This is a genomic window from Nocardiopsis sp. NPDC006139, from assembly GCF_040614155.1.
Taxonomy (GTDB): domain Bacteria; phylum Actinomycetota; class Actinomycetes; order Streptosporangiales; family Streptosporangiaceae; genus Nocardiopsis; species Nocardiopsis changdeensis.
On sequence record NZ_JBEXTT010000013.1, the window covers coordinates 137,641 to 160,171 of the forward strand.

Consider the following 22,531-nt stretch of genomic DNA (forward strand, 5'->3'; position numbering starts at 1 on the left):
CCCTCACCCCTCTCCCGTGGTGACGGGGAAGGCGGCCAGGCCGCGCAGGGTCGTGGTGGGCCGGTGGACGGGCCGGCCGGCGGGGCGCAGGTGCGGTGCCCTGGTGGCCAGGGCGTGCAGGGCGATGCGCCCTTCCAGCCGTGCCAGCGGCGCCCCCAGGCAGTAGTGGATGCCGCCGGAGAAGGCGAGGTGGTCGGATGCGTCGGTACGGGTGATGTCGAACCGGTCGGGGTCGGTGAAGCGGTCGGGATCGCGGCCCGCGGCCCCGATGGAGCACAGGATGTAGCTCCCCCGGCGCAGCTCGTGTCCCATTATGGACGTGTCCCGGTTCACCCAGCGGGACGTCATCTGCACCGGCGGGTCGTAGCGCAGGACCTCCTCGACGGCGTTCCCGGCCAGGCCGGGGTCGGCGGTGAGCCGGTCCCACTGGTCGCGGTGGCGCAGCAGGGCGGCCGTGCCGTTGCCGATGAGGTTGACGGTGGTCTCGAACCCGGCGACGAGCAGCAGCCGGCACATCGCGGCCATCTCCCGGGGGGTGATCTCCCCGGCGTCGGTGGCGGCGGTCAGGGAGGAGACGACGTCCTCGCGCGGGTCGGCCCGGCGCAGCCGCATCAGGTGGTCGAACAGGGTGTCCAGGCGGTCCGAGGCGTCCTGGATGCGGCGCAGGTGGCGGGCGGAGCGGGGCCCGTCCAGGGACGACCCGATGGCCGCGCCGATCTCCACGAACGCGGCGTGGTCGTCGTCGGGCACGCCCAGCAGCCGGGTGATGACCGCGATGGGCAGCGGCTGGGCGAAGTCGGCCATGAGGTCGAAGCTCCCCTTGGCCAGGGCCCGGTCCAGCAGGTCGTGGGTGATCTTCTCGATCTCGACGGCGTACCGCTCCATCATGCGCGGCGTGAACGCGGGCCGGGCCAGGGCCCGCAGCCGGGTGTGCTCGGGCGGGTTGCGGGTGAGGAAGGAGAGGTCGATCAGGTCCACGCCGGTCGGTTCGGCCATGGGGCCCTCCGGGCGCACGCCCAGGGAGCGGTCGCGCAGGATGCCCTGGACGAGGGCGTGGGAGGTGGCGGTGCGGAACCCGAACCGGCTGCGGACGAGGGCCCCCTGGGCCCGCAGGCGCCGGTGGGTGGGGTAGGGGTTCGCGCGCCAGGGGTGGTGCATCAGGCGGGAGGCGTGGTCCCCCCGCTGGGCGGCGGCCCAGGTCATCGCCTGGAACATGCGCAGGCGGGCGTCGGTCCGCAGGGAGTTCAGGACCTGCATGGGCGCTCCTCTCGACGCTACGACCCTAGGCGGGCCGGGTGCGGGGGCGCTGCGGCCCGGGGCGAGTTGGCCGATGCAGGCCAGGGGGGAACTCCCGGGGGCGGTGGGGCGTTGTCGGCGCACCGCGGGGGGAGAGGACCGCAGGTGCGGTGCGGCGCGTCCGACGGTGCGGGGCGCCGCGGGTCCGCGGGGCCCGCCGGGTTGGCTACGATCGCTGGGGTCTGGTGCACGTGTGGTGTACGAGGCGCGACCAGACTCGGCGAATGCGGAAGGACTGAGGACGTTGGGTCCCCTTGAGAGCACCGATCCCGATCGCATCGGCCGGTACCGGTTGATCGCACGCCTGGGGGCGGGCGGTATGGGCCAGGTGTTCTTGGGCCGGTCCGCGGGCGGGCGGGCCGTGGCGATCAAGCGGATCCACCCGCACATGGCGACCGACGCCGCGTTCCGGGAGCGGTTCGCCCGTGAGGTGAACGCGGCCCGCCAGGTGAGCGGCGCGTTCACGGCGCCGGTGATCGACGCGGGCCCCGAGGACGAGGTGCCGTGGCTGGTCACCTCCTACGTCCCCTCCCTGCCGCTGGACGACGCGGTGGCGGCCCACGGCCCGCTGCCCGAGCCGACGGTGCGGGTGCTGGCGGCCGGCCTGGCCGAGGCGCTGGCGGAGATCCACCGGGTCGGGCTGATCCACCGGGACCTCAAGCCCGGCAACGTGCTGCTGGCCGAGGACGGGCCGCGGGTGATCGACTTCGGGATCGCGCGGGCCACGGACGGGACGGCGGCGACGCAGTCGATCATCGGCACGCCGGGGTTCATGAGCCCTGAGCAGGTGCAGGGGGAGACGCTGACCCCCGCCAGCGACCTGTTCGCCTACGGTGCGGTGCTGGCGTACGCGGCCGGGGGCACGGGCCCCTTCGGCGAGGGGGCGATGCCGACGATGGTCATGCGGATCATCAGCAGCGAGCCCGACCTGTCGCGGGTGCCGGAGTCGCTGCGGCACCTGGTGGCGGCCTGCCTGAGCAAGGACGTGCGGGGCCGCCCCACTCCGGGCGAGATCCTGGACTACCTGGGCGAGGTGCCCGCCGGGGCCGCGTGGCTGCCGCCCGCGGTGATGGCGGGCGTGCAGGAGCAGGTGGCGACCGTCAACCGGGCGCTGTCGTCGGCGGAGCCGACCGGCGCCCACGGCCGCGGCGAGGGCTCCGCGGACCCGACGCGGGTGTGGGGCGCGGCGGCCGCCGGGGGCGCCGCCGGCGCGGTGGCCGGCGGTGCCGCGGGGGCGGCGGCCGGGGCGTGGGGCGACGACGCGGCCACGCGGGTGACGCCTCCCGCGGCCCAGGACCAGGGGGCGACCTCGGTCCTGGGACAGGGCCAGGGGCAGGGGTATGCGCCCACGCAGCAGTACGGCGCGGGGCAGGCCCAGGGCTACGACGCGACGCAGCAGGCGCAGCCGTACGGTGCCGGGCAGGGGCACGACTCCACCCGGCGGATGCCCGCCCAGGACCAGGGGTACGGCCCGGGGGCGTCCGCTCCGAACGACCCCTACGCCGACCTGTACGGGGGGCGGCGCGGGGCGCCCGGGGCCGACGCCGAGGAGCTGCGCCGCCGGGAGTACGAGCGCCACCAGGAGCAGCTGCGCGCCCAGCAGGAGCGCCAGGAGCAGGAGCGCCGCCGCCAGGAGGAGTACGCGGCCCAGCAGCGGCGCCGCCACGAGGAGCAGGTGGAGCACCGGCGCCGCCAGGAGGCGGACCGGGCCCACCGCGAGCGGGTGCGCGCCGAGCAGGAGGCGGCGCGCCGGGCGCAGGCCGAGGCCCGCGAGGCGGGACGGCCGAGCCTGTGGAGCTTCGCCAAGCTGCTGCCGCTGCTGATCCTGCCGTTCATCCAGATCCCGCTGGGGTACGGTGCGGCGCTGGCGTGGGAGTGGTTCACCACCGAGACCAACGTGTGGAACGGCTCGGTCTTCGTGTTCGAGCCCCTGTCGATGGACGGGTTCTGGCACGCGACGATGCTGGGCTACTTCATCCTCAACAACCTGGTGTCGCTGGAGTTCCTGGTGCGATCGCTGCGGACCTCGTTCGTGACCGGCGCGGTGCTGGCGCTGGGCGTGATGGCGGCGACCAACGGGCTGCTGTACAGCTTCGGCTTCTGGGGCTGAGCGGCGTTCACCGGACGACCCCGGCGGGCCGGACCGGCCGGTCGGGGTCGATGCGGTGGGAGAACACCTCGCGGTGCGGGTCGGTGCGGGCGACGGCCCTGAACACCAGGGGCAGGGCGAGGTCGCGCAGGAACGCGCTGACGGCGTTCCCGGCGAGTTTGGGAGAGCCCTGGCGCCGCCCCAGGGCCACGACGCGTTCGACGCGGTCGCGGCGCAGGTGCTCGTAGGTGGCCAGGGCCCGTGCGGGGTCGTCGATGTCGCGCAGGCAGGAGGCCAGGACCAGGGCGTCCTCCAGGGCCTGGGAGGCGCCCTGCCCGCTGGAGGGGGCCATGGCGTGGGCGGCGTCGCCGAGCAGGCCGACGCGGCCCCTGCTCCAGCGGGGCAGCGAGGCGATGTCGTGGATGCCCGTCGGGGTGAACGCGGCGGGGTCGGCGTGGGCGAGGGCGGCGGCGATGTAGGGGGCGTCGCCGGAGAACCGGTCCAGGACGTACCGCTGCCAGCCGCCCGCGGGCGCGGGGGTGTCGGGCCCGACGTCCGGGTGGGGCAGGTTGACGAACCACAGGGCGGTCTCCTCCCCGGTCTGGTAGCCGAGGAAGGCGCGGCGGCCGAAGACCATGCGGGTGGTGCCCGCGGGGGTGGCGGGCAGCAGGTGCGCGGGCAGGGAGCCGCCCATGTTGAGCAGCCCGGTGTAGGCGGGGCCGGGTGCGGCGGGGTCCATGGTGCAGCGGACGGGGGAGTGGATGCCGTCGGCGCCGATGAGGACGTCGCCCCGGGCGGTGCCGCCGTCGGCGAAGGAGACGGTGACGTGGTCGCCGTGGTCGGTGTGGGAGACCAGCCGCCTGCCGTAGGCGACGGGGACCCCGGCCCGGGCGGCGGCCTCGGCCAGGACGGTCTGGAGGCGGCCGCGGGTGATGGTGCGGGTGCGCAGGTGGTCTCCGTGTTCGGCGGAGCCGTCGCGGAGGCGGCCCAGGACGCGGCCGCGGCCGTTGGTGAACTCGATGGTGTCGCTGGGGAAGGCGGAGTGGGCGATGACGTCCTCGCCCGCGCCCAGGGCGTGCAGGACGGCGAGCCCGTTGGGGGCCAGGCCCAGGTGGGAGCCCAGGCCGGCGGCGGGGCCGGGGTGGGCCTCGAAGGTCCGGACGTCGATGCCGGCCCGGTGCAGGGCCAGCGCCAGTGCGGGGCCGCCGATGCCGCCGCCGCTGACGAGTACGCGCATGATGGTCTCCTGGAAGGGGCGATATTATTTCGTTCGATCGAACGAAATATATTCGGAGGGGTCGCCGCGGTCAAGGGCGCGGTGCCCCGCGAGCGTGCGAGAAGACCGGCGGAACGGAGAAGGCATGGATCGGGACAGGGCGCTGCGCGAGGTCGAGGAGGCCGGGCGCGTGCTCTCGGCCGCGGCGGTGATGTTCCACACCGCGGTGGGCGAGCGCCTGGGCATCGGTCCCAGCGACTGGAAGATGATGGACCTGCTGGAGCGGCACGGCCCCTGCACCGCGGGCGAGCTGGTCCGCCACTCCGGGCTGGCCCCCGCCTCGGTCACCGGCGTCCTGGACCGGCTCCAGCGCCGCGGCATGATCACGCGCGGCCGGGACGAGAGCGACCGCCGCCGGGTCGTGGTCACCCTCACCGGCGTCCCGGCCGAGCGCGCCGCCGAGGTGTTCGGACCCCTCATGCGCGAGCTCGGCGAGGTCCACGCCGACTACGACGCCGACCAGCTCGCCCTCATCGCCGGGTACCTGACCCGGGCCGCGGCCGCCCAGACCCGCGCCACCGCCGAGGTCGCCGGGGGCGCGGAGCCGGCGGGGGAGACCGCGGGCGGATAGCGCCGCCCCGCGCGGTCAGGCGTGGGCGGGCAGGCCCTCGATCTCGGTGACGCGGTGGTGGACCGGGCGGCTGGGCTCGGCCGCCGAGCAGGTGGCGGGGCAGGCCGCGCCCTCCTCGCGGGCGACGGCGACCGTGTACAGGCCGCGGTCGTGGCCCAGGGTGACGCGGACGCCGCCGGGGGCCTCCTCCTCGCCCAGGTGGGTGATCTCGTCCGTGCCGACGGTGCCCAGGCGCATGCGCAGCGCCGCCTCGGCCGCCTGGACGGCGGAGGAGTCGCTGCACCGGCCGCGGAAGTTGTCGGGGACCAGCAGCCCCTTCTCCAGCGAGGTGACGGTGTGCACGGCCGAGACGGGGTCCAGGCGGCCGAAATAGGCGCCCTGGGGCAGGGCGACCAGGTTGGCGGCGAACCGGTCGCCGCCCACGTGGGTGGTCTCCCAGACCTCGGCGTCGGTGTCGGCCAGGGCGGCGGCCACCGGGCGGCCCAGGACGGCGCAGCAGGGGTCCTTCTTGGCGTGGGTGCAGACCAGGTACAGCGTGTGGTCGACGGGGGTGCCGAAGTCCGGCGGTGCGGGGCGTTCGGCGGCGGTGACGTCGATGTCCAGCAGCTCGGCCTGGTCGGTGAAGTCGACCCGCCGCACCCAGGGGGAGGTGCGGCTGACGTGGGCCAGGTAGGCGCGGCGCGGCCCGCCGGCGTCGCGCGCGGCGCCGGGGCGCTTGATGAGCTGGGGCCTGACGTCGTGGCCGGCGATCCGCGCGGCCAGGGCGGAGACGACGCCCCCGTCCAGCCCGGGGCTGGTGAAGGCGGGGTGGCGCCAGGGGCCGGGGTGCTCGATGAGCAGCCATCCGACGGTGCGTCCGGCCGTTCCGGCGATCTGCTCGCCGGTGTAGCGGGCCAGGGCCGAGCAGCCCCGGCTGCCGTCCGGGGCGGTGGGTAGGCGCACGGGTCGGTCCAATCGGGGGCGGGAACGGGCACACGGGAGCGCGGGGTGCCCGGGGCGTGCCCGGACACCTGTGCGCGCCGAGGTTAGGTTAGCCTATCCAAGTCGTCGTCGGTGCCGGAGGGGCCCGTGTCGAGCATGGCGATCAGCGCGTCGCGGGAGGCGGCCACATGCGCCTCGGCGCAGGCGGCCGCCGCGTCGGCCTCGCGGCGCCGGAGCAGGTCGACCAGGGCGCGGTGCTCCTCCACCGAGTCCCGGCGGTAGTGCGGGTGGCAGCGCCGGATGCGGGTGAGCTGGAACAGGTGGACCGGGGAGCGCAGGGCCTGCCAGGCGCCCGCCAGCCGGGTGTTGGCGGCGGTCTCGTAGAGGAGGTCGTGGAAGCCCAGGTCCAGGCGGAGCAGCTCGACGGCGTCGGTGTCGTCGGACAGCGCCCGGTCCAGGGCGTCGACCAGGCCGGACAGCTCGGCCAGGCGGGCGTCGGTGACACGGGCGGCGGCGCGGTGGGCGGCCAGGCGCTCCAGGGCGCCGCGCACGGTGTAGACCTCGTCGACGTCGGTCGGCGTGAGCTCGATGACGCGGGCGCCGCGGTGCCATTCGCTGACGACCAGGCCGTCGCGCTCCAGCAGGGCCAGCCCCTCGCGGACGGAGCCGCGGCTGACGTCCAGGCGGGTGGCCAGGTCGACCTCGCGCAGCGGTGCGCCGGGGGGCACGGTGCCCTGGAGGATGGACTCGCGGATACGGTCGGCCGCCTCGTGGGCGAGCCCGCGCCGCCGGGCCCTGCGCATGCGCCTCCTCGGATGACGGGATGGTCGGGTGCTGGGAAAGTGTAGGGCGCACGCAGTAGAGAGTGAGAACCGTCCGGGTCTCGGTACGGTTGCGGGCGGTGGCGCCCCGCCCCCGTTTTGTTGACATTCGGACAAGTTACGGCCGACTATGGGGCGCGCGGCCGCCGCGGTCCGGATACCGTCCTGATCCGGAACGCGGCGGCCGCCCCGCGTGCTCAGGAGGGCGCGGAGATCCCGCCGTCGCTGTGCAGCAGCTGCCCGTTGACCCACCCGCCGCGCGGCGAGCACAGGAATTCGACCAGGTCGGCGGTGTCCTCGGGGGTGCCGGTGCGGCCCAGCGGCGTGTACCCGGCCGTCTCCCGCTTCAGCTCCGGGGTCATCCACCCGGTGTCGACCGGCCCCGGGTTCACCGCGTTGGCGGACACGCCCAGGTGGGCCAGCTCCCGGGCGGCGGCGACGACGATCCGGTCCAGCGCCGCCTTGCTCGCGCCGTAGGGCAGGTTGCCGACGGTGTGGTCGCTGGTCAGCGCGACGATCCGGCCGGACCCGCGGGGCGCGGTGAAGGCGCGGGCGAAGGCACGCACCAGCAGCCAGGAGGCGCGGGCGTTGACCGCGAAGTGCCGGTCGAAGGACTCCACACCGGTGTCCAGCAGCGAGGTGTCCACCGATTCGCAGTGGCACAGGACCAGGGCGGCGGGCGCGCCCAGTTCGGCGCTCACCCGCTCCACGACGCGGTCGGGGACCTCGGGGTCGGCGAGGTCGGCCTCCAGCGCCAGGTGGGCGGCCCCGCGTTCGGCCAGGGCGGCGCCGATTCGCTCGGCGGCGCCGGGTTCGGCGCCCCAGGGCATGCGGGCGTCGTAGGGGGCCCAGTGGGTGAAGGCGACGTCCCAGCCGGCCCCGGCCAGGCGCAGGGCGACCGCCGCGCCGATGCCGCGGGTGCGGCCCACACCGGTGACCAGGGCCACGGGTCGTTCGGCGGTTCGTTCGGAAGAGCGCTCTCGTGTCATGGCGGCCAGCGTGGCGGCCGCCCCCGCCCCCCGGCAAGGGGTTTTCGCGGGTCAGCCGGTCAGGTCGGGGATCAGCCGCGGCCCGTGGCGGCGCACGTGGTCCAGGAACGTCGCCACGGCCGGGGGCGTGTAGCCGCCGCCGGAGCCCCCGGCCGGGTGCACCACCCCGATCGGCCGCACCGCGTCCGGGTCGGCCAGGGCCAGCTCCACCGTGCCCGGCAGGGGGCCGCGCGGGCGCGCGGGCAGCACCGACACCCCCAGCCCGGCGCCGACCAGTCCGCGGGCGGTGGCGATGTCGTCGGCCTCGAAGGCGACCTCGGGTGTCAGCGCCGCCCGGTCGGTGATCAGGTCCGTCAGGTGGCGCACCCCCCGGCCCGGCTTGAGGAGCACGAACTCCTCCGCGGCCACCTCGGCCAGGGCGATCTCGCGGTCGGCGGCCGCCAGCCGGTGGTGCTCGGGCACCACGAGGCGCAGCGCCTGGGTGTGCAGCACGGTCGAGGCCAGGCGCGGGTCGGCGGGCAGCGGCGAGGTCAGCGCCAGGTCGGCACCGCCCTCGGCCACGCGGCGCAGGGAGTCGGCCCAGGGCTCCTGGACCAGGGTGAAGCGCACGCCGGGGTGGGCGCGGCGGAAGTCGCGCAGCAGCGCGGGCACCACCTCCACGCCCAGGGTGGGCAGGAAGGTGAGGCCGACCCGGCCCTGTCCCGCGTCGGTGATCTCGCCCACCCCGCGGGCCAGGTCCGCCAGGGCGCGTTCCACGTGCGGCAGCAGCAGGCGGCCGGTGCGGGTCAGCCGCACCCCGCGCCCGGTGCGTTCGACCAGGGTGAGCCCGGTGTCCTCCTGGAGGCGGGCGATCGCCCTGCTCAGGGTGGGCTGGGGCATGCCCAGGGATTCGGCGGCGCGGGTGACGTGCTCGGTGCGGGCCAGGGCGGCCAGCATGTGCAGGCGGGGGGCCAGCAGCCGGGTGATGCGGTCGGCGTCCTCGGGTTCCATGCGTTCCAGTATGGAACAGCGCCTGTTCATGCATTGGACGTATGGGTCACCGGTTTCTAGCGTGGGTTCCATGGACTCCGCGCACTCCGACGACGACCGCCCCCGGGCGGGGACCTCCGCCTACCGGCGCACCGTGGTGGCGATGGTGGCCGTGGCGGTGGCGACCTTCGCGCAGCTGTGGTCGGTGCAGCCGGTGCTGCCGGAGCTGGCGGCGGACCTGGGGGAGTCGGCGGCGCGGGTGTCGCTGACGGTGTCGGCGGCCACCGGCGCGCTGGCGGGGTTCGCGCTGGTGTGGAGCGGGCTGGGGGACCGGTTCGGGCGCACCCGGGTGATCGCGGTGTCCCTGGCGGTGGCCACCCTGGTCGGCTGCGCGGCGCCCTTCGCCGGCGACCTGTGGCTGCTCGTGGCCCTGCGGGCGGTGCAGGGGGCGGCGCTGGGCGGGGTGCCCGCGGCGGCGGTGGCCCACCTGTCCGAGGTGCTGCACCCGGCCGACGCCGCCCGGGCGATCGGTGTGTACATCGCCGGGAACCCGCTGGGCGGGATGGGCGGGCGCCTGGTCTCGGGGTGGGCGGCCGCCGCCGGGGGCTGGCAGTGGGGGGTGGCGGCCTCCACCGCGGTGGGCGTCCTGGCCTGGCTGGTGTTCGTGTGCGCGCTGCCGCGCCGGACCCGCGGCGCGCCCCGGGCCGGGGCCGGCGGGGTCGGCGGCCGCTCCCGGTGGCGGGCGGCGCTGGCCACCCCGGGGATGGCGGCGCTGTATGCGCAGGCGCTGCTGCTCATGGGCGCGTTCATGACCGTCTACAACCTGCTGGGGTTCCGGCTGACGGGCGAGCCGTTCGGGCTCTCCCAGGCGGTGGCGTCGTCCCTGTTCGTCGCCTACACCGCGGGGATGGCCGGGTCGGCCTGGTCGGGGCGGGGCGCGGGCCGGTGGGGGCCCTACCGGGTGCTGGCGGTCTCGGTCGCGGTGATGGGCGCCGCGGCGGCGGTGCTGGCGGCGCCCTGGCTGCCGGTGGTCGCGGTGGGGCTGGTGGTGTTCACGTTCGTGTTCTTCTGCGCGCACGCCACCGCCTCGGCCTGGGCGGCCCGGCGGGCCGGCGAGGGGCGGGCGCAGGCGTCCTCGGTGTACACGCTGGCCTACTACGTGGGGGCGAGCGTGCTGGGCTGGGCCGGCGGACTCTTCTACGACCGCTGGGGGTGGGGCGCGGCGCTGGTGTTCGCCGGGTTCCTGTGCGCGTCTGCGCTGGTCGCGGGGCTGGGGCTGCGGCCGGGGAAAGAGGTATTGCCCGGGGCCGGGGTGTCCTTGACCGGAACGGGGAGCGGTGCGGGGGAGCGTGGAGGGGGAAGGCCGCCCAAAGTGGTTTAAGGTTCAACCACCTGGTCTCGAAAGAGGTGCCGAATGGACGTACGCCCCGCGGGGATCCACCACGTGACCGCCATCGCCACGGATCCGGCCGCCAACGCCGACTTCTACCGCAACGTTCTGGGCATGCGCCTGGTCAAGCGCACCGTCAACTTCGACGACCCCACCACCTACCACCTCTACTACGGGGACCGGGCGGGCAACCCCGGCACCGTCATGACGTTCTTCCCCTGGCCCGGGGCCCCGCGCGGGCGCCAGGGCGCCGGGCAGGCCACCGTCACCACCTTCTCCGTCCCGGAGGGGTCGCTGGGCTGGTGGGCCGGACACCTCAAGGCCCTGGACGTCGACTTCACCCGGCCCGCCGAGCGCGGCGCCGAGGACGTGCTGTCCCTGCGCGACCCCGACGGCCTGGTCATCGAACTGGCCGCCGCCCCCGACCACCACGACACCGACCCCTGGGACGGGGGCGGCATCCCCACCGAGCACGCCGTGCGCGGCATCCGCGCGGTCACCCTCACCGAGAACCGGGTCGAGGACACCGCCGCGATGCTCACCGACCGGCTGGGCTTCCGGCTGGAGGGCGAGACCGCCGACCGGGTGCGCTTCCGCACCGCCGCGGCGGGCGAGGCGGTGGGCACCATCGTCGACGTGCTCGCGCGGCCGTCCGCCGAACGCGGGCACGTGGCCGCCGGCACCGTCCACCACGTCGCCTACCGCGCACCCGACGGCCCCGTCCAGGCCTCCTGGCGCGAGGACCTCCTCGCCCAGGGCGTGGGCGTGACCGAGGTCCGCGACCGCAACTACTTCACCTCCATCTACTTCCGCGAACCCGGCGGGGTGCTGCTGGAGATCGCCACCGACGGACCCGGCTTCGACTACGACGAGCCCCTGCTCGAACTGGGCCGCTCCCTGCGGCTGCCGCCGTGGCTGGAGCCGGACCGCGAGGCCATCGCCGCGGCCCTGCCTCCCCTGGACACCGACCGGTGAGCGCGGTCGCCGACTTCGTCCACGTCGTCGAACCCGCCCGCCGCCCCCAGGCGCCCACCCTGCTGCTGCTCCACGGCACCGGCGCCGACGAGCACGACCTGCTCCCGCTGGGCCGGACCCTGGCCCCGGGCGCGGCCCTGCTCTCCCCGCGCGGCAGGGTGGACGAGAACGGGATGAACCGCTGGTTCCGGCGGCTGCGCGAGGGCGTCTTCGACGTCGGGGACGTCATCGCCCGCGCCGCCGAGCTGGCCGCCTGGGTGCCCGCCGCCCTGGACCACCACGGCCTGGGCTCCCCGGTGGTGGCCGTCGGCTTCTCCAACGGCGCCAACATCGCCGCCGCCCTGATGCTCCTGCATCCGGACGTGCTGGACGGCGCGGTGCTGCTGGGCGCCGGCTACCCGCTGCAGGGCCGCGACCCCGACCGGGTCGACCTGGCGGGGAGGGCGGCGTTCCTGGGCGCGGGGGCGGCCGACCCGATCAGCACCCCCGACCAGGCCCGGCTGCTGGCCGACCACCTCGCCGCCCTGGGCGCGCGGGTGGAGCTGCTGGAGCACCCCGGCGGGCACAGCGTGCCCCCGCGGGTGGTGGAGGGCGCCCGCGCCTGGTTCGAGGACCGCTACGGGCCGCACTAGGGCGTGTTCGGTGGATGCTTTCGAGCGTTTCGGCGCTTGCGCCGAATGCCGGGAGCGGCCGCGAGGCGATCTCTCGCAAGACGACCAGCGCGGGTCAGCCCGGGGTCGGCTGTCCAAGCGCAGGCGGCGCAGCGAGAGGAAGCCTCACGGCCGCGACCCGGAATGATCCGCCGAACACGCCCTGGACCACGGCGGCGCCCCCGGACCCGGGCGTCGCCGTCAGGCGGGGTGCGGTGCGTCCCCGGACGCCCGCACCCCGCTAGAATTCGTCGCGGACACCCCCTTTCTCCCCCTTCATCCCGCACATCCCCGCTCGAAAAGAACCCATGATCATCCCTGTGCTGCGGGGGCGGTGACCCGTGGACCCCGAGATCCTCGGCCTGCTCCTCCTGGTCGGCGTCGCCGCCGGCTGGGTCGACGCCGTCGTCGGCGGCGGCGGCCTGCTGCTCCTGCCCGCCCTGCTGGTCGCCGCGCCCACCACCCCGCTGGCCACCCTGCTGGGCACCAACAAGCTCGGCGCGATCTTCGGCACCGCCTCGGCCGCCGTCGCCTACGCCCGCAAGGTGCCCGTGGACCGCGCCGTCGTGCTGCCCACCGCGACCCTGGCCCTGCTGGGCGCGGGCGGCGGGGCGGCCCTGGCCGCCGCCCTGACCACCGACGTCCTCAAGCCCGTCATCATGGTCGTCCTGGCCGGGGTGGCGCTGCTGGTGTACCTGCGGCCCGCCATGGGCGCCGCCGAGGTCCCGGGCCTGCGCACCCGCAACCGGCTGCTGGCCGCCATCGCCCTGGCCGGGCTGGGGGTGGGCTTCTACGACGGGCTCATCGGGCCGGGCACCGGCGTGTTCCTCATCATCTCCCTGACCGCCGTGCTGGGCATGGACTTCGTGTCCGCCTCCGCCGCCGCCAAGATCGTCAACGTCTGCACCAACCTCGGCGCCCTCACCGTGTTCGCGATCGGCGGCCACGTCGACTGGCTGCTGGGCCTGGGGCTGGCGGTGTCCACCGTCATCGGCGCCCAGATCGGCGCGCGCATGGCGCTGCAGCGCGGCTCGGGGTTCGTCCGCGCGGTCCTGCTGGTGGTCATCGCCGGCCTGCTCCTGCGCATGGGCTGGGACATCTTCGCGTGAGGCCCCGATCCCGGTGGCCTGTGCAGGTCACCGGGATCCGCGGGCGCTCCGCGACCGTCCGAGAGGTGAGGACGGATTCCCCCTCTGAGACGAATGGTGCGCCCATGTCCCCTCGCACGACCAGCCGCACGCAGCCCCGCCGCACCCGCGGGTGGAGGACCGGCACCCTCACGGCCCTCACCGCGGCCGCGGTCGCCCTCGCCCTGACCGCCTGCTCGGCCAACGCCGGACCCGACCGCGCGGGCCTGGAGTACGACGCGGGCGCCTTCTCCTCCACCACCTTCGACAGCTGCATCGACCCCGGCAACCGCGAGTACCACGGCCCGGGCGACGAGACCTACCTCTACCCCGCGGGGCAGCGCACCTTCGAGTTCTCCGGCTCCGACGCCGCCGAGATGGCCTCCTCCACGGTGGTGTCCAAGGACGACCTCGAACTCACCGTCACCGGGCTGGTGACCTTCAGCCTCAACATCGAGTGCGACCAGCTCCAGGAGTTCCACGAGCGGCTGGGCCTGAAGTACACCGCCTACGAGGACGCCGGCTGGATCGACCTGCTGCGCGACTACATCGGCCAGCCCCTCAACCGGGCCCTGGACGACGCCACCAAGGAGTACGCCTGGCGCGACCTGTACACCAGCGCCGACGCCAAAGCCGAGTGGGAGCAGAAGGTCGGCGACCTGACCGCGGCCTACATCGACGAGCAGGGCGGCGGCGAGTTCTTCTGCTCGCCCGTCTACACCGGCGAGGAGGAGTGCGGCACCCCGCAGCTGACCATCCAGCAGCCCACCCCGCCCGAGGAGGTCCGCAACGCGCTGACCCTGGCCCAGGAGGCGGTGGAGATGACCACCGCCCAGGAGCAGGAGAACGAGCGGGTGGACAAGGAGCTGGAGGCGATCGAGGCGCTGGTGGAGGTGCTCGGCCCCGACGGCTACATCCTCTACCAGGCCCTCAAGGACGGGAAGGTCGACTTCCTGCCCATCCCCTACGGCAGCGGCGTCAACGTCGCCCCGCGCGGCGGCAACTGAGCCCCGCGGTCCGGTCGGGGCGCCCGCCCCGACCGGACCGCAGCGCGCCCGCCGGGGGCACGGAGGGTAAAGAACTGCTCACCTTCCGCGGGGTTTGTTCGCGCCCGCCGCCGGTGACGTGGCAGGGGAGGCCCCGCGCGGGTCCGGCCGTCCGTGCCCGGCGGGCCCCCGGCGGACGCGGGCGGCCGGGAGCCGGGCGGGGCCGGGCTCAGACGCGGCCGGGCCGGCCGCGGACGAAGGGGGACGCCATGACCGATCCGACGACGGTGGAGAACGGGCGGGGGCCGCTGGCCTCGCCGAAGCTGTGGGTGGCCCTGGTCCTGCTGGTCGGGGTCGTGGTGTTCATCGTGCAGAACCGGGAGCCCACCGAGATCAGGCTGCTGCTCGTCTCCGTGACCTCCCCGCTGTGGGTGACCCTGACGGCGGCCGTGGTGGTGGGCGGGCTCATCGGCTGGCTGCTGCGCCCCTCGGGGAGCACCCGCACCGGCCGGGCCGCCCGCAGGGGCCGCTGACGGCGCCGGACGCCGACGCGGCGGGCCCCGGAGGAGGACCCCGGGGCCCGCGGGCGCCTACAGGGCGGGCTCGGTCCGGCCGGTGAGCGCCGCGGTGGCCTCCTCGACGATGCGGTGGGCGGCGTGCAGGTTGGCGGCGCCCCACACGTCGTAGTCGAACCGGTACACCCGGCCGCCGCGCACCGCCTCCAGGCCGGCCCACACCCCGTCGGAGAACGTGTCGGGGGCGTCGGGGAACCCGGACCCGGCCAGCACGAAGACCACATCGCCGTCGCCCCGGTCCAGGTTCTCGTACGACAGCGGGACGAAGTCGGTCCCGCCCTCGGGCTCGGCCTGCCCCTCGGGCCGGGCCAGTCCCAGGTCGCCGATGACCTGTCCGGGGAAGGACGCGGCGGTCTCCAGGCGGACCTCCGTGTCGCTCTGCAGCCGGACCAGGGACACCTCGGTGGCCGGGTCCACCCCCGCCTCCCCGATCGCGGTCCTGGCCTCCTCCACCGCCGCGTCGTAGGCGGCGTCGGCCCGCTCGGCCTCGGCCTCCCGGCCCAGGACGGCGGCCACGTCGTGCAGGTGGGTGCGCCAGGACCCGGTGCCCTCCCACTCCAGCAGGACGGTGGGCGCGATCGCCGACAGCTCCTCCTCGATCTCGTCCTGCGCGCCGACCTGTGTGGACACCCCGATGATGAGGTCGGGTCCGGCCAGGGCCAGCGCCTCCAGGTTGACGTCGTCCTCGGCGGGGGAGTTGGTGACCAGGTTCATCGTGTCGCCCCCGACGTCCTCGGGCAGGAAGGGGGCCAGGCCCTGTCCGGGGGCGCCGGGGGTGCCCATGGTGGCCACCGGATGATGGCCCAGCAGGGTCACGGCGGCCAGTGTCGGACGCCACAGGACGGCGATCCGCTGCGGGTCCGCGGGCACCTCGACGGTCCCGTCGGCGCCCTCCACCGTCCGGGTCCCGGCCCCCTCGGGGGCCGGAGCGGGCCCGGCGCCGGTGCAACCGGTCACCCCCAGGACGAGGACCAGCGCCGATGCCGCTAGGGTGACCGTTGTTCCGGACGGGCGCGCCGAGGGTGTCCGGCGGCCGGGGCGGAGGCTGCGGGAGAAGTACATGGGGGACCCTTCCGTGCGAGGACGACCCAGGTAAGGCTAACCTGTCCTGGTCGATCCGCGGTGGTGGGAACGGTCCACGCCGGGACGCCCCCGGACGACGCCCACGATCACCTACACGACGAACGGGGAAGCCGTGGCCCTGCGCGCGCCCACCCTCGCACCCCCCACCCTGACCCGGCGTATCGTCCGGCCCGTCGGCCTGCTCGCGGCCCTGGGAGCCCTGGCGGTGTGCGTCCTGCTCAGCATCACCGTCGGCGCCAAGCCCATCCCCGCCGCCGACGTCTGGGCCGCGCTGACCGCCTACGACGGGACCTACGACCACAACGTCATCCGCACCCTGCGCGTACCGCGCACCGTCATCGGCGTGTTCGTGGGGGCGGCGCTGGGCCTGGCCGGGGCGCTCATGCAGGCGCTCACCCGCAACCCCCTGGCCGAGCCGGGCATCCTGGGGGTCAACTCCGGGGCCGCCGCCGCGGTGGTCGTCGCGGTGTTCGCGTTCGGGGCCGCCGGGTCGGCGCTGATCTGGCCCGCCTTCCTGGGCGCCGCACTGGCCTCGGTCGCCGTCTACATGCTGGGCTCGCGCGGACCGGCCAGCGCCACCCCGGTGCGGCTGGCGCTGGCGGGCACCGCCGTGGCCGCGGTCCTGCAGGGCCTGATCTTCGGCGTGATCGTCCTCAACGACTTCGTGTTCGACCGCATCCGGTTCTGGCAGGTGGGTTCCCTGGTCGGCCGCGACCTGGAGATCTTCTGGCAGGTCGCCCCGTTCCTCATCGGGGGCGTGGCGCTGACCCTGCTGCTGGGCCCCTCCCTCAACGCCGTGGCCCTGGGCGACGACCTGGCGGCCTCCCTGGGCGCGCGCATCCCGACGATCCGCACCCTGACCGCGATCGCCGTGATCCTGCTGTGCGGGTCGGCGACCGCCTCGGCCGGGCCCATCTGGTTCGTGGGGCTGATCATCCCGCACGTGGCCCGCCTGGTCACCGGCCCCGACCAGCGGTGGCTGCTGCCCTACTCGGCGGTGTTCGGCGCGATCCTGCTCACCGCCGCCGACACCCTGGGCCGGGTCGTCGTCCCCGGTGCCGAGCTGGAGGTCGGCATCATCACCGCGTTCGTCGGAGCCCCCCTGTTCATCGCCCTGGTCCGCAGCAGAAAGATGGCAGCCCTGTGAGCACCCTGACCCCGCCGCGCCCCCGCACCGGGGGCCGGCTCACCCCGCGCGGCTCCTTCGCCCTGCGCTTCGGCGACCGCGTCTCGCTCCTGGTGCGCCCGCGCACGCTCGTCGTGGCGCTGGTCCTGGTCGCGGCCGCCGCGGCCGCCCTGGTCGTGTCGGTGTCGGTGGGCGACTACGAGATTCCCATCGCCGCGGTGCCCGCCGCCATCGCCGGCGTCGGCGAGCGCCTGGACGTGTTCTTCGTCCAGGGCGTGCGCCTGCCCCGGGCGCTGACCGCCCTGGGGGTGGGCGCCGCCCTGGGCCTGGCCGGTGCGGTCTTCCAGAGCCTGTCCCGCAACGCCCTGGGCAGCCCCGACATCATCGGGTTCACCAGCGGCGCCGCCACCGGCGCCGTCGCGGTGATCCTGCTGGTGGGCGGCGGCCGGATCATGGTGTCCGCGGGGGCCGTCGCCGGCGGCCTGCTCACGGGCGCCGTCGTGTACCTGCTGGCCATGAGGAACGGGGTCCAGGGGTACCGGCTGGTGCTGGTCGGCATCGGCATCTCGGCGATGCTGACCGCGGTCCGCGACTACCTGCTGACCCGCGCCGAGCTCACCGACGCCATGAGCGCCCAGATCTGGATGATCGGCAGCCTCAACGCCCGCGGCTGGAGCGAGGTGACCGCCGTGTGGGCGAGCCTGGCGCTGCTGGGCCCGGTCCTGGTGTACCTCGGCGGCCGGCTGAGGTTCATGGAGCTGGGCGACGACACCGCGCGCGCCCTGGGCGTGAACACCCAGGCCACGCAGATGGCGGCGCTGGCCGCCGCCAGCGCGCTGACCGGCGCGGCGATCGCCGTCTCGGGCCCCATCGGGTTCGTGGCCCTGGCCGCCCCGCAGCTGGCCCGCCGCCTCACCCGCACCGGCGGGACCACCTTCGTCGGCGCGGCGCTCATGGGCGCCGCCCTGCTGGCGGTGGCCGACCTGGTGGCGCTGCGCGCCCTGGCCCCCACGCAGCTGCCGGTCGGCGTGGTCACCGCCGTCATCGGCGGCGGCTACCTGATCTGGCTTCTGTACACCGAGTGGCGGCGCGGCCGCGCCTGAGCCCGCCCGACCCGCGCACCCATCCCCACGAGGAAGAACATGACCGTCCACCACATCGACCGCCTCAGCGGCCAGGAGCTGACGCTCGCCTACGACCAGCGCGTCATCTCCCGGGACCTCGCCGTCACCATCCCCGACAACTCGTTCACCGTCATCGTGGGGCCCAACGCCTGCGGCAAGTCCACGCTGCTGCGCGCGCTGTCGCGCACCCTCAAGCCCGCCCAGGGGCGGGTGCTGCTGGACGGGCAGGCGATCTCGTCCTACCCGGCCAAGGAGGTGGCGCGGCGCCTGGGGCTGCTGCCGCAGACCTCCATCGCCCCCGACGGGATCGGCGTGGCCGACCTGGTGGCCCGCGGCCGCTTCCCCCACCAGGGGTTCCTGCGCCAGTGGTCCAAGGACGACGAGAGGGTGGTGGCGGAGGCGATGGAGGCCACCGGCGTCGCCGAGCTGGCCGACCGGTCGGTGGACGAGCTGTCGGGCGGGCAGCGCCAGCGGGTGTGGCTGGCGATGGTGCTGGCCCAGCAGACGCCGCTGCTGCTGCTGGACGAGCCCACCACCTACCTCGACATCGCCCACCAGATGGACATGCTGGACCTGTGCGCGCGGCTGCACGCCCAGGGCGGGCACACCCTGGTGGCGGTCCTGCACGACCTCAACCACGCCTGCCGGTACGCCTCCCACCTGATCGTGATGAAGGACGGGGAGATCGTCGCCGAGGGGGAGCCCTCCCGGATCGTGACCGCCGAGCTGGTGGAGCACGTGTTCGGGCTGCCCGTGCGGATCATCCCCGACCCCGAGACGCACACCCCGCTGATCGTGCCGGTGGACCGGCGCCGCAACGGCGGCTGACCCCGCGCGGCACGGCGGGCGGGGGCGCCGCAGCGCTCCCGCCCGCCCCCTCCGGGTCCCCCGGGGCCGGGCCCGCGGGCCCCGCCGGTCAGGCGCCCGACAGCTCCAGGCGCAGCACCAGCTCGACCAGCTCCACCACCACCTCCTTGACGGAGGAGCGGTCGCGGGCGTCGCAGAGCATGACCGGGACCGGGTCGGCCACGTCCAGTGCCACGCGCACGTCCTCGGCGCGGTGCGAGCGCTGTCCGTCGAAGCAGTTCACCGCCACCACGAACGGGACCCGCCGCGCCTCGAAGAAGTCGATGACGTCGAAGCAGTCCGTGAGGCGGCGGGTGTCGGCGAGCACCACCGCGCCCAGCGCCCCCTCCACCAGTTCCTCCCACATGTGCGAGAAACGCCGCTGCCCCGGTGTACCGAACAGGTACACCACGGTGGCGGGGTCCAGGGTGATGCGGCCGAAGTCGAGGGCGACCGTCGTGGTGGTCTTGGCCTCCACCCCCTCCAGATCGTCCACGCCGGTCCCGGCGACGGTCATCTCCTCCTCGGTGTGCAGCGCCTCGACCTCGCTCAGCGCCGACACCAGCGTGGTCTTGCCCGCGCCGAAACCGCCGGCCACCACGATCTTGAGCGTGTCGGGCGCCTGCCCGAACACTCCCGGTGCGTCCATCGTCGTCGTTCCGTTCAATGCGCCTCAGAGTTCCTTGATGCGCGCCAGTACCGCGCGCAGTGTCGCCTCGTCGGGCCGGTCCCGCCCCCGTGCGGGGGAGCGGGCCAGCACGTATCCCCGGTCCACCAGGTCCGCCAGCAGCACCCGGACCACGCCCAGCGGCAGCCCCGACCGGGAGGCGACCTCGGCCACCGTCGCCGGCCGGCCGCACAGGGCGTGGATCCGCCGGGACTCCGGATCGTCCTCGACCACCTCGGACACCGCCACCACGGAGGTGGTCAGGGTCAGGTCCGACCGGGAGGGGCGGGTCCGGCCCCCGGTCAGCGCGTAGGGGCGGATCAGGTCCGGCCCCTCGCCGTGGTCGGGGATCACCCGCGTCCGCCCCGGCGCGGGAGCGCGGCCAGGTGGGGGCCGACCCGGCGCACCAGCCGGTTGATCTCGAAGGCGGCCTGGCCCATGTCGCAGTCGGTTCCGGCGGCCAGCGCCAGGGAGGCGCCCTGCCCGGCGTCGACCACGAAGAAGAACACGGTGTCCAGTTCGACCACGGTCTGGTGCACCTTGGACGCCCCCAGGGGTGCGCGGGCGCCCCGGGCCAGGGACGCGAACCCCGAGGCGATGGCGGCCAGGCGCTCGCCGTGTTCGCGGTCGATGCCCGGGGAGGCCGCCAGCGGCAGCCCGTCGGCCGACAGCAGCAGTGCGCTGCGCGAATGCGCGATCCTCTCGACCAGGTCGGCCAGCAGCCAGTCCAGGGTGCCGGTCCCGTTCTCCTCGGCTTGGGCGGACATCATCCTCATCCTTCCTCGGTGTCGCCGTCCGGTCCGGCGGCGCGGGCGCGCCGGGTTCCGGCCTGGAAGGCGCTCATCAGCGAACGGACCCGCTCGGGGGAGCGGTCGTCGTCATCGGTGGTGGTCGCGGGTCCGGGTGCCGGGTCGACGGCGCGCCGCCGGCGGCGGGGGAGCCCCATGTAGTGGTCGGCGTCGGTGCCCCCGTGCGGGCCGTCCCCGTTCGCGGGGGGCGCGTGCACCGTGCTCTCGGACACCGTGCCGCCGGGCGCCGTGTCCTCCGGTGACGGGGGAGCGGTGACGGCGGCGGGCGGCGGGGGAGCGGGCGCGGGGCCGGGCTCGACCAGGGCGTCGGCGGGCACGTGCACGGTCGCGCGCACGCCGCTGCCGCCCGGTGCGGCGGACAGCTCCACCCGCAGCCCGTGGCGGGCGGCCAGGGTGGCGACCACGAACAGGCCCAGCGGCGAGTCCTCCACCAGACCGGCGACGTCGAACCGGGGCGGGTCCGCCAGCAGGGCGTTGCACTCCTCCAGGGCGGCCTCCCCCATGCCCAGCCCCCGGTCGGTCACCTCGATGCGGCAGCCGTCGCCCAGGACCGCGCCGACCTCGACCTCGGTGTCGGGCGGGGAGAACGCCGTGGCGTTCTCCAGCAGCTCGGCCAGCAGCCGCGCGGTGTCGGCGGCGGTGTCGCCGCGCAGCGCCACCGGGGGCAGGCCGCGCGGCTGGACTCGGGTGTAGTCCTCGATCTCCCCGGCGGCGGCCCGCACCACCTCGTGCAGCCGCATCGGGGCGCGGGGGCGCCGGGTGGGGGCGCCGCCGCTGAGCAGCATGAGGTTCTCGGCGTTGCGGCGCAGCCGGGCGCTGAAGTGGTCGACGCGGAACAGCGCAGCCAGGGCGTCGGGGTCGGTCTCGTCGCGTTCCAGCCGGTCCAGGACGGCCAGCTGGCGGTGGACCAGCGACTGGGTGCGGCGGGCGATGGTGCCGAACATGGCGCTCACCCCGGCCCGCAGCCGCGCCTCCTGGACGGCGGCGGCCACGGCGGCGCGGCGGGCGTCGTCGAAGGCGTCGGCGACGTCGGTGATCTCGTCGCCCCGGGTGCGCGGCACCGGGGCCGGCTCGGGTCCGACCTCCTCCCCGGCGCGCAGGCGGGCGGTGAGGCGGGGCAGGTGGACGCGGGCGTACTCCAGGGTGGTGGTGCGCAGGCGGTGCAGGCGGCGGCCCATGCGGACGGCGCCGGTGATCGCGACGGCCGCCGAGGCCAGGGCGACGGCCAGGATCGGGAGGCTGGTCAGCAGGGCGGTGCGGGCGAGGTCGGCGGAGCGGGCGTCGCCGTAGTCGGCCAGCAGGCGGAGCTGGCCGCGTTCGACGGAGCGCATGCGCTGGTCGGAGGCCTCGGCGGCGCCCTGCCAGGCGGAGGCGTTGACCGGCGGGCGGGTGTGCTGGGGTGCGGCGATGACCTCGTTCTGCAGGTCGCGCACGCGCCGGAGGGAGTCGTAGGTCTCCAGGAGCCGGTAGGTGCGGGCGTCCTCGGGGGCGAGTTCGGCGCCGATGCGGTCCCAGGTGTGGCGCTGGGCGCCGGCGGCGGCGACGAACTCGGTGTGGGCGCCGGGGGTGAAGGTGTCGGTGGCCACGGCGTGGGTGAACACGGTGTTCTGGCGGGCCAGCAGCTCGCGGGCGCGCATCAGGGAGGTCAGGGAGCGCAGGCGGGGGATCTGCGCGGGTTCGGCGTGCTCGACGCGGGAGTCCCAGAAGCGCAGGCCCTGCTCGACCAGGTCGTGGTAGGCGGCGGCGGTCTGCACGAGTTCGCGGCGGTAGGGCGGCAGCGCGTCGACGATGTCGCGGTGGTGGGCCAGTCCCCCCAGGTCCCGTTGCAGGTGCAGGGCCTGGACGGGCAGCACGTCGGCGTCGAAGCCGCGCAGGACCCCGGCCAGTTCGTCGACGGCGGCGTCGGTGGCGGCGCGGGAGTCCTCCAGGGCCAGCAGGCTGCTCTGGGCGCCGTTCGCGGAGGCGGCGGTGGCCAGGCGTTCGTCCTGGAGGGCGCCGATCACCGCCGAGACGGCGGTGCCCGCCTCGCGGGTGAGGGCGGTCTCGGTGCGCAGCGCGCGGATGTCGCCCACGAGCAGGGCGGTGAAGAGCGACCACACCAGGAGGAGGACGGTGCTGGGCAGGAGCACCAGGGTGATCATGCGGGCGCGGAGCGACCGGCGCTTCGTGGGGGGCATGGGCTCGCTTCCGGGCCGGTGTCGGGGGGTAGGGGGTACCGGATCCACCCGAGTGAAGCCGGTC

Annotated in this window: 22 protein-coding genes; 11 read left to right on the top strand and 11 right to left on the bottom strand. The window is 75.4% G+C overall.

The genetic code is table 11. The features are described 5' to 3' along the window. Positions 1-3 precede the first annotated feature (3 nt). Positions 4-1,257 carry a cytochrome P450 gene (locus ABZ249_RS19025; protein ID WP_355264427.1) on the bottom strand — a complete coding sequence of 418 codons (1,254 nt, stop codon included), beginning with the start codon at positions 1,255-1,257 and terminating at the stop codon, positions 4-6. 283 nt (positions 1,258-1,540) lie between these two features. On the opposite strand from ABZ249_RS19025, the gene ABZ249_RS19030 reads away from it, so the two are divergent. Continuing rightward, positions 1,541-3,406 (top strand): serine/threonine-protein kinase, encoded by a 1,866-nt coding sequence (locus ABZ249_RS19030; RefSeq protein ID WP_355264430.1) that lies wholly within the window; start codon positions 1,541-1,543, stop codon positions 3,404-3,406. 7 nt (positions 3,407-3,413) lie between these two features. Here ABZ249_RS19030 and ABZ249_RS19035 read toward each other — a convergent pair whose 3' ends face one another. After that, on the bottom strand, positions 3,414-4,622 hold the full coding sequence (locus tag ABZ249_RS19035) for an FAD-dependent monooxygenase (protein ID WP_355264433.1): 1,209 nt from the start codon (positions 4,620-4,622) through the stop codon (positions 3,414-3,416). 124 nt (positions 4,623-4,746) lie between these two features. Here ABZ249_RS19035 and ABZ249_RS19040 point away from each other — a divergent pair, with 124 nt between their 5' ends. After that, entirely contained in the window at positions 4,747-5,232 is a 486-nt protein-coding gene (locus ABZ249_RS19040) for a MarR family transcriptional regulator (RefSeq protein WP_355264436.1), read from the top strand. Positions 5,233-5,247: 15 nt separating this feature from the next. Here the strand turns inward: ABZ249_RS19040 and ABZ249_RS19045 are convergent, their stop codons facing one another. From ABZ249_RS19045 to ABZ249_RS19060, 4 genes are all read right to left on the bottom strand, one after another. Further along, positions 5,248-6,174 carry a sucrase ferredoxin gene (locus ABZ249_RS19045; RefSeq protein ID WP_355264439.1) on the bottom strand — a complete coding sequence of 309 codons (927 nt, stop codon included), beginning with the start codon at positions 6,172-6,174 and terminating at the stop codon, positions 5,248-5,250. An 83-nt stretch (positions 6,175-6,257) separates the two neighbouring features. Beyond that, positions 6,258-6,956, bottom strand: coding sequence for a GntR family transcriptional regulator (locus ABZ249_RS19050; RefSeq protein WP_355264442.1), 699 nt, complete (start codon positions 6,954-6,956; stop codon positions 6,258-6,260). 215 nt (positions 6,957-7,171) lie between these two features. Continuing rightward, a complete protein-coding gene (locus tag ABZ249_RS19055) occupies positions 7,172-7,963 on the bottom strand; it encodes an SDR family oxidoreductase (RefSeq protein WP_355264445.1) in 792 nt (263 codons plus the stop codon). Between the two features lie 51 nt (positions 7,964-8,014). Beyond that, a complete protein-coding gene (locus tag ABZ249_RS19060; protein ID WP_355264448.1) occupies positions 8,015-8,953 on the bottom strand; it encodes a LysR family transcriptional regulator in 939 nt (312 codons plus the stop codon). Between the two features lie 70 nt (positions 8,954-9,023). Between ABZ249_RS19060 and ABZ249_RS19065 the strand changes: the two genes are divergently transcribed. The 6 genes from ABZ249_RS19065 (at position 9,024) to ABZ249_RS19090 (ending at position 14,593) form a co-directional block, all read left to right on the top strand. Further along, positions 9,024-10,313: an MFS transporter gene (locus ABZ249_RS19065; RefSeq protein WP_355264451.1), complete on the top strand. Its 1,290-nt coding sequence runs from the start codon at positions 9,024-9,026 to the stop codon at positions 10,311-10,313. A 33-nt stretch (positions 10,314-10,346) separates the two neighbouring features. After that, positions 10,347-11,297 (top strand): ring-cleaving dioxygenase, encoded by a 951-nt coding sequence (locus ABZ249_RS19070; RefSeq protein ID WP_355264454.1) that lies wholly within the window; start codon positions 10,347-10,349, stop codon positions 11,295-11,297. Beyond that, complete coding sequence (locus ABZ249_RS19075; RefSeq protein WP_355264457.1) at positions 11,294-11,929, top strand: alpha/beta hydrolase; 636 nt, start codon at positions 11,294-11,296, stop codon at positions 11,927-11,929. Before ABZ249_RS19070 ends, ABZ249_RS19075 begins: the two co-directional genes overlap by 4 nt. Before the next feature lie 359 nt (positions 11,930-12,288). Next, positions 12,289-13,056: a TSUP family transporter gene (locus tag ABZ249_RS19080; protein WP_355264460.1), complete on the top strand. Its 768-nt coding sequence runs from the start codon at positions 12,289-12,291 to the stop codon at positions 13,054-13,056. Between the two features lie 104 nt (positions 13,057-13,160). Then, positions 13,161-14,081 carry an SPFH domain-containing protein gene (locus ABZ249_RS19085; RefSeq protein WP_355264463.1) on the top strand — a complete coding sequence of 307 codons (921 nt, stop codon included), beginning with the start codon at positions 13,161-13,163 and terminating at the stop codon, positions 14,079-14,081. A gap of 248 nt (positions 14,082-14,329) precedes the next feature. After that, complete coding sequence (locus tag ABZ249_RS19090) at positions 14,330-14,593, top strand: LapA family protein (RefSeq protein WP_220561314.1); 264 nt, start codon at positions 14,330-14,332, stop codon at positions 14,591-14,593. 57 nt (positions 14,594-14,650) lie between these two features. On the opposite strand, the gene ABZ249_RS19095 is transcribed toward ABZ249_RS19090, so the two are convergent. Continuing rightward, a complete protein-coding gene (locus tag ABZ249_RS19095) occupies positions 14,651-15,592 on the bottom strand; it encodes an ABC transporter substrate-binding protein (RefSeq protein WP_355264467.1) in 942 nt (313 codons plus the stop codon). Between the two features lie 238 nt (positions 15,593-15,830). Between ABZ249_RS19095 and ABZ249_RS19100 the strand changes: the two genes are divergently transcribed. The 3 genes from ABZ249_RS19100 to ABZ249_RS19110 are packed head-to-tail and all read left to right on the top strand — an operon-like array spanning position 15,831 to position 18,796. Then, a complete protein-coding gene (locus ABZ249_RS19100) occupies positions 15,831-16,865 on the top strand; it encodes an iron chelate uptake ABC transporter family permease subunit (protein ID WP_355264470.1) in 1,035 nt (344 codons plus the stop codon). 5 nt (positions 16,866-16,870) lie between these two features. After that, entirely contained in the window at positions 16,871-17,947 is a 1,077-nt protein-coding gene (locus tag ABZ249_RS19105) for an iron chelate uptake ABC transporter family permease subunit (RefSeq protein WP_355264624.1), read from the top strand. Positions 17,948-17,986: 39 nt separating this feature from the next. Further along, positions 17,987-18,796, top strand: a complete 810-nt coding sequence (locus tag ABZ249_RS19110; protein ID WP_355264473.1) for an ABC transporter ATP-binding protein — start codon at positions 17,987-17,989, stop codon at positions 18,794-18,796. Between the two features lie 88 nt (positions 18,797-18,884). On the opposite strand, the gene ABZ249_RS19115 is transcribed toward ABZ249_RS19110, so the two are convergent. From ABZ249_RS19115 to ABZ249_RS19130, 4 genes are read right to left on the bottom strand one after another with little or no spacing between them, the layout of a single operon-like run. Continuing rightward, complete coding sequence (locus tag ABZ249_RS19115; protein ID WP_220561309.1) at positions 18,885-19,463, bottom strand: ATP/GTP-binding protein; 579 nt, start codon at positions 19,461-19,463, stop codon at positions 18,885-18,887. Positions 19,464-19,487: 24 nt separating this feature from the next. Beyond that, positions 19,488-19,835 carry a DUF742 domain-containing protein gene (locus ABZ249_RS19120; RefSeq protein ID WP_355264477.1) on the bottom strand — a complete coding sequence of 116 codons (348 nt, stop codon included), beginning with the start codon at positions 19,833-19,835 and terminating at the stop codon, positions 19,488-19,490. Further along, on the bottom strand, positions 19,832-20,248 hold the full coding sequence (locus ABZ249_RS19125; protein WP_255646597.1) for a roadblock/LC7 domain-containing protein: 417 nt from the start codon (positions 20,246-20,248) through the stop codon (positions 19,832-19,834). Before ABZ249_RS19125 ends, ABZ249_RS19120 begins: the two co-directional genes overlap by 4 nt. Positions 20,249-20,253: 5 nt before the next feature. Beyond that, positions 20,254-22,467 carry an ATP-binding protein gene (locus ABZ249_RS19130; RefSeq protein WP_355264481.1) on the bottom strand — a complete coding sequence of 738 codons (2,214 nt, stop codon included), beginning with the start codon at positions 22,465-22,467 and terminating at the stop codon, positions 20,254-20,256. Positions 22,468-22,531: the final 64 nt, after the last annotated feature.